The 5,241-nt window shown below is 76.5% G+C and carries 5 protein-coding genes; 2 read left to right on the forward strand and 3 right to left on the reverse strand.

The window, feature by feature from the left end:
* Nucleotides 1-146: 146 nt before the first annotated feature.
* Together ACIQOV_RS26305 and ACIQOV_RS26310 are read right to left on the reverse strand one after the other, a co-directional pair.
* Nucleotides 147-1,310: a DegT/DnrJ/EryC1/StrS family aminotransferase gene (locus ACIQOV_RS26305; protein WP_401052475.1), complete on the reverse strand. Its 1,164-nt coding sequence runs from the start codon at nt 1,308-1,310 to the stop codon at nt 147-149.
* Nucleotides 1,307-2,470: a Gfo/Idh/MocA family protein gene (locus ACIQOV_RS26310; RefSeq protein WP_380539357.1), complete on the reverse strand. Its 1,164-nt coding sequence runs from the start codon at nt 2,468-2,470 to the stop codon at nt 1,307-1,309. The genes ACIQOV_RS26305 and ACIQOV_RS26310 overlap by 4 nt, the downstream gene beginning before the upstream one ends.
* A gap of 366 nt (nt 2,471-2,836) precedes the next feature.
* On the opposite strand from ACIQOV_RS26310, the gene ACIQOV_RS26315 reads away from it, so the two are divergent.
* The gene (locus ACIQOV_RS26315) at nt 2,837-3,298 is read left to right on the forward strand and encodes a YwqJ-related putative deaminase (RefSeq protein WP_401052477.1); all 462 of its coding nucleotides are present in this window, start codon (nt 2,837-2,839) and stop codon (nt 3,296-3,298) included.
* A gap of 60 nt (nt 3,299-3,358) precedes the next feature.
* On the forward strand, nt 3,359-3,886 hold the full coding sequence (locus ACIQOV_RS26320) for an SUKH-3 domain-containing protein (protein ID WP_359910060.1): 528 nt from the start codon (nt 3,359-3,361) through the stop codon (nt 3,884-3,886).
* A 21-nt stretch (nt 3,887-3,907) separates the two neighbouring features.
* Here ACIQOV_RS26320 and ACIQOV_RS26325 read toward each other — a convergent pair whose 3' ends face one another.
* Nucleotides 3,908-5,173 carry a sensor histidine kinase gene (locus ACIQOV_RS26325; RefSeq protein WP_401052479.1) on the reverse strand — a complete coding sequence of 422 codons (1,266 nt, stop codon included), beginning with the start codon at nt 5,171-5,173 and terminating at the stop codon, nt 3,908-3,910.
* Nucleotides 5,174-5,241: the final 68 nt, after the last annotated feature.

Below are 5,241 nucleotides of genomic sequence, written 5' to 3' on the forward strand. Positions count from 1 at the left end.
GGGCGGCGCACGGCCGGGACCTCGCCCGGAGCCCTGCCCGGACCACGCCCGAAGCCTTGCCCGGCCCCGCCCGGAGCCTTGCCCGGCCCCGCCCGGAGCCGCGCCCGAAGCCTTGCCGGGAGCCGCGCCCGGGAGCGTCCCCGACGTCACAACCGCACGCCCAGCGCCCGCGCCAGCGCCTCGGCCACCCGCAGCTGCCCGGCCTCGGTGAGGTGGGGGTGCAGCGGCAGGCTGAGCAGTTCGCGGGCGGCCCGCTCGGCGACCGGGAACGTCCCTTCGCGGTGGCCGAGGTGATGGAACGCGGGTTGCCGGTGGACCGGCACCGGGTAGTGCACCCCGGCGCCGATCCCGGCCGCGTGCAGTTCGGCCAGCACCGCGTCGCGGTCCCGGCCGGCGCCGATCCGTACCGGGTACAGGTGCCGGACGTGCTCGTTGCCGGGCGCGGTGCGGGGCAGGGCGAGCCCGTCCAGCCCGCCCAGCAGCTCGTCGTAGCGGGCGGCGGCGGCCCGGCGGGCGGCGTTCCAGGCGGGCAGCCGGCGCAGCTTGGCGCGCAGCACGACGGCCTGCAGCGCGTCCAGCCGGGAGTTGAAGCCGAACCGTTCGTGCCGGTACCGGTCGCGGGCGCCGTGGTCGCCGATCAGCCGGACGGCGTCGGCCAGGGCGTCGTCGTCGGTGAGCACCGCCCCGGCGTCGCCGTAGGCGCCGAGGTTCTTGCCCGGGTAGAAGCTGGTGGCCGCGATCCGCCCGTACCGGCTCCGCCCGTGCTGCCGGGCGCCCTGGGACTGCGCCGCGTCCTCCACCACCGGCCGTCCGTCGGCCGCCGCCAGCAGCGGCCCCATCGGGGCGAGTTGGCCGAAGAGGTGGACGGGCAGCAGCGCGACCGCGCCGGGCAGCGCGGCGGCGGCCCGCTCCGGGTCCATCAGCAGGTACTCCGGGTCGGCGTCGACCAGCACCGGGCGCAGCCCGGCCCGCAGCACGGCCTCGGCGGTGGCGACGAAGGTGTTGGCGGGCAGCACCACCCCGCTGCCGGGCGGCAGGCCCAGGGCGCGCAGGGCCAGTTCGAGGGCGTCGGTGCCGTTGGCGGCGCCCACGCAGTGCCGGACACCGGCGAAGGCCGCGTACTCACGCTCGAAGGCGGCCACCTCGGGGCCCTTGACGAAGGCTCCGGAGGCGAGCACCCGGTCGAAGCCGGCCCGCACCTCGTCCGCCACCTCGGCGTGTGCCGCCGCCAGATCGACCAGCGGGACGCCCTCCCGCGCCGGATCCCGTGCCGCGCCCCGGCGCACCGGCCCGCGCACCGGCCCGCTCACCGGGCGACCTCCGCCCCGGTCCGGACCGCCGCGCCCACCGGGACGGTGGCGCCGCCGAGTTCGAGACTGAGCGAGGCCGCCTCCAGCAGCTGCAGCACCCGCACCCCGGCCCGGCCGTCGGTGAGCGGGGCCCGGCCCTCGGTGATGGCGGCCGCGAACTCGGCCATCACGTTGCGCAGCGCCTCCTGCTCGACCAGCGCGGGCGCGACCATCTCGCCGACCCGGTAGGAGATCAGCGCCCGGTGCCGGATCGCGTCGGTCAGCCGGTCGGGCGGGGTGAGGTCGACCCCGCGGTCGTGCACGGCCAGCCGGGCCTGCGGGTTGAGGTCGTCCCAGACCAGGGTGCGCCGCGAGCCGCCGATCAGGGTGGTGCGGACCTTGGTCGGGGAGAGCCAGTTGACGTGGCAGTGCGCCAGCGCGCCGTTGCTGAGCCGGACCGTCAGGTACGCGACGCAGGCGCGGCCGGCCCCGATCGGGTCGGCGCCCTGGGCGGACACCCCGACCGGCTCGACCCCGGGCGGCAGCACGAAGTCCAGGATCGACAGGTCGTGCGGGGCGAGGTCCCACAGCACGTCCACGTCCGGCTGCACCAGGCCGAGGTTGATCCGCACCGAGTCGAAGAACTGGACGTCCCCGATGTCCCCGCCGTGGACCAGTTCGCGGATCCGCCGCACCGCCGGGGTGTAGCAGAAGGTGTGGTCGCACATCAGCACCAGCCCGCGCCGCTCGGCCAGGTCGACCAGTTCCTCGGCCTCGGCGGCGGAGGTGGTGATCGGCTTCTCCACCAGGACGTGCTTGCCGGCCTCCAGGGCCGCCCGCACCAGCGCGTAGTGGGCGCCCGCCGGCGTCGCCACCGCGACCGCGCCGACCCGCCCGTCCGCCAGTACCCGCCGGTAGCTGTCGGTCACCCCGACGGTGCTGTACTCCCCCAGCACCGCCCGGGCCTTGGCCTCGTCCAGGTCGCACAGCCAGTGCAGCCGCAGCGCCGGGGTGTGCTGCGCGTTGCGGACCAGCTTCGGGCCCCAGTAGCCGGCCCCGACCACGGCCAGCCCCACCGGATGTTCGGGCACCGGCCGGGGCGGCTCGTCCGGTGCGGGCACGTGTCCGCCCGGTGCCTGGTTGGCGGTCTGCCAGTGCTCGTCCTGCGGTTCCGACGTCATCGCACGAGCCCCTTCGCTCAGCGCCGGGGCGGGCGACAGGCCTTCCCCGGCGGCCTCAACGTCCGGCGCGGGCACCGGAGTCGGGCTGCCGGCGGCTGTCCGCACGGTCGGCCGCGTCCCCTTCGGCTCGCTGCCGGAACGGTACCGGCCGGGCATCGGGCCCGGGGGCCGTTTCGGTAGATCGGCGGACAAGTCATGACGGGCGGGTGCGCGTTCGGCCGGCATCGGGCGACCGCCGGCCGGCCCGCCGCGGCACCGGCCGCCGCCGCACCCCGGTTGTGCGGTTGTCAGTACCGTTTGACAGGCTTGCCCCGGACCGGCCCGGTCACTCCGGCCGATGCCGGGTTACGAGGAGGAGGACGACGGATGACCACCGGTGAGCCGGCGGGCCCGCCCGTGCTGCGCCACCACCGCGACAGCCTGCTGCCCGCCGTCGCCGCCGCGCTGTCGCTCAAGGGCGGCGAGGTGCACACCCTGGCGGGCGACAAGGACCCGCGCCGCCCGGCGCTGCACCACCTGGTCGCCGACTTCCTGGACACCCTGCCGGCGGAGGCCCGCGAACGGTTCACCGGCCGCTGCCCGGAGGCCGTCCTGCTCTCCCAGCACCTGGCCGCGGTCGACGGCCGGCGCTCCAAGCGCGCCGCCCGCAAGCCGATGACCGTGCAGGAGGCCCGAAAGTCGCTCAAGGGCGCCCGGATGACGACCGTGCGCATCCGCGAGGAGGACGACCCGGCGCACGGCAGCCACGCCCCGCCGTGCCGCTCCTGCGCTCCGATGCTGGAGCACTTCACCGTACGCAGCGTCGCCGTCGGGCCGCCCGCGCACTGACCGGCCGAGCGCCGGCACGTCCCCCGTCCCCCAGCCCTGGAGTCCGTCCTGAACCCGCCGATCCCGTCCCCACCGGCCACCCTCTCCCCCGCCGGCACCCGGACCCGCCCGCGCTTCCCCGCCGACGTCGCCGCCGAGCTCAAGGCGGCCGGCTGGCACCCCGGCCGCTGGGAGATCCGGCAGGCCGAGGAGTGGGCCGACGCCCTGGCCGGGTACGGCGCGCCCGCCGGCGTACGGCACGCGGTGTTCCCGGCGGCGGTGGAGGCCTGGGCCGAGTTCGGCGGCCTCGCCTTCGACCTGTCCGGCCCGGGCCGCCAGCTGGCCCGCACCCCGTTCCTGATCGACCCGCTGTGCGGGCTGCACCAGCCGCGCACCCTGCTCGACCTGGGCCGGGCGCTGGGCACCCGGCTGGCCCCGCTCGGCGAGGAGGCGTACGGGCAGGCGCTGCTGGCCGTCGACGAGGAGGGCCGGGTCTACAGCCTGGACCACACCGGCGAGTGGTTCCTCGGCCACGGCATCGACCAGGCGATCTCCACCCTCGTCCTGGGCACCGCCCCCGAGCGGCTGCGCACCGCCGAGGAGTACTGACGGCCGGGGGCCGGGGACGGCTCAGCGCAGCCGCTCGGCCCGCACCGCCAGCCGGGACGGCAGCACCGCCTCGATCCGGAACCCGCCGTCCGCCTCCGGCCCGGAGGAGAAGGTGCCGCCCAGCGCGATCACCCGCTCCCGCATCCCGACCAGCCCGTTGCCGCCGCTGGGCAGCTTCGCCGCGCCCCGCTCCCCGCCGGGGCAGGCGTTCACCACGGCCACCCGCACCCCGTTCGGCGCGTACGAGAGCAGGACCGACACCTGGGCGCCGCCCGCGTGCTTGTGCGCGTTGGTCAGGCCCTCCTGGACGACCCGGTAGGCGGTCTGCTCGGCCTCGCCGGTGAACTCCTGCCGGCTGCCGCTGACCGTCAGGGTCACCGCCATCCCGGCCGCGCGGGACTGGTCGACCAGCCGCGGCAGCCCGGCCAGCGAGTCCGGCTCCGGCTGCCGTTCGTCGTCCATCCGCAGCACCCCGAGGATCTCGCGCAGTTCGTTCAGCGCCTGCCGGCCCACCTCGCCCATCAGCTTGGCGCTCTGCGCCGCCTTGTCCGGGTCCTTGCCGGCGATCCGCTCCAGCGCCCCGGCGTGCACCACCATCAGGGACACCCGGTGCGCCACCACGTCGTGCATCTCCCGGGCGATCCGGGTGCGCTCCTCCAGCCGGGCCCGGCGGGCGCGCTCCTGCGCCTGCTCGGCCAGCAGGTCCAGCTCGGTCTCCAGGCCGTGGGCGCGGTCCTTGAGCGACTCGATCAGCCGCCGCCGCGCGCCGACGTACAGTCCGGTCACCACCGGGGCGACGGTCAGCCCGACCGACACCAGCAGCGACAGCAGGATCTGACCCCACAGCGGCGGCGGGTCCATCATGTCGCCGGGCGTCATCAGCGACACCGCCATCACCGCGGCCGCCTCGGCGAAGGCCAGCCCGGACAGCGCCACCACCCGGCGCCGGCGCGAGGGCCACTCCCAGGTCGAGGCCAGCGTGTACAGCGCCACCACCAGCAGCACCACGCCCAGCATGCCGGGCATCACCAGCAGCGTCACCAGTACCGGGACGGCCGGCCAGCGCCGGCGCACCACCAGCGAGCCGCCGGCCAGCGTGCCGAGCACGGCTATGCCGACCGCTCCCGCGGTGCTGACGTGTATCCGGGCGGAGAGGAAGGCGATCGTGCTGGCCGCGCACTCCACCGCGGCGAGCAGCCCCAGCCCGACGTCCAGGAAGACGCTGCGCGGCCGCTTCCACCACCAGAACCACCGGACCGGCATGCGCTCCCCAGGCGACTTGCTCATGCCCCACAGCGTAAGCGGCAACCTGCCCGGCCGGGTATCCGCCCCGGTGGAGTCGGCGGCCTACTTCG

The sequence above is a fragment of the Kitasatospora sp. NPDC091257 genome (assembly GCF_044757675.1).
Classification (GTDB): Bacteria; Actinomycetota; Actinomycetes; order Streptomycetales; family Streptomycetaceae; genus Kitasatospora; species Kitasatospora lactacystinica.